Origin of the sequence: Vibrio sp. 1874 (assembly GCF_033344395.1) — a bacterium.
In the GTDB taxonomy this organism is placed as follows: domain Bacteria; phylum Pseudomonadota; class Gammaproteobacteria; order Enterobacterales; family Vibrionaceae; genus Vibrio; species Vibrio alginolyticus.
On sequence record NZ_JAWPOR010000204.1, the window covers coordinates 1 to 1,008 of the forward strand.

Here is a 1,008-nt window from a genome sequence, read left to right on the forward strand (position 1 = left end):
CCATCGCACCTGCTACTTGTAAATCTTCTGTGGTGATAGGCTGACCGTCGAGATCATAAGCAACAACAATTTTGCCAATGCGCTGACGTAAGTCTTTAAGATTTTTTGCCAACGCAATAATGGCCATCAACTCGGATGCGGCTGAAATATCAAACCCTTCGTTACGCTCAAATCCGTTAATGGTTTTGCCATGTTCGTTTAAACCAATTTTGACCATGCGAAGTGCACGGTCGTTGTGGTCCATCACGCGTTTCCAAGTAATGCTTTCAACGTCAATTTTTAATGCTTTTAAACCAGTTCGAGCTTCAAAGGCGTCGTATCCTTCGCGCTGCTCGTGGAATAAGCGCGCATCTAAAGCTGCAGACGCTAAGTTGTGAGCTGCCGTAACGGCGTGAATATCACCCGTCAAATGCAAATTGAGCTCTTCCATTGGCGCAACTTGGGAATATCCGCCACCTGCGGCACCACCTTTGATGCCAAAGACAGGCCCCATTGATGGCTGTCGAATACATGCCATCACGGAGTGCTTTAGCTTCGCCAGTCCTTGAGCAAGGCCAATGGTTGTCACGGTTTTGCCTTCACCTAGTGGAGTTGGGGTAATCGCGGTGACCAGAACCAATTTGCCGTTTTGGTTGTCATTCAGGCGGGCTAAACACTTAGGGTGTACTTTGGCTTTGTATTTTCCATGTGTATCAAATTCTTCAGGCAATAGACCTGCTTTTTCAGCGATAACATCGATGGAAGATAACGGTGTGTTTCGGCAAATTTCAATATCAGACTGCATGGATACTCCCAAATATGGCTAACACGCGGCGTTCAACATCAAGCAATCTATGAAGACTGTATTGTTGTTGCGCAAACGTTTGCGCGAGAATAATACTGGTATAAAATTAGGTGTAAAGAAGTTCGTGCGCCTTCGCGTGCTACATAGTAACAAAATCCACTAAATACTGCGCTAGATCAAAACAAACAGGCCACCAAACGGTGACCTAAGTATATTTTTTGCTC

General features: G+C 45.4%; 1 protein-coding gene. It reads right to left on the reverse strand.

From position 1 onward, the window contains the following. The coding region (locus R8N46_RS25640; RefSeq protein WP_318189835.1) for a formate--tetrahydrofolate ligase at window positions 1-784 on the reverse strand (784 nt) is incomplete at its 3' end. Window positions 785-1,008: the final 224 nt, after the last annotated feature.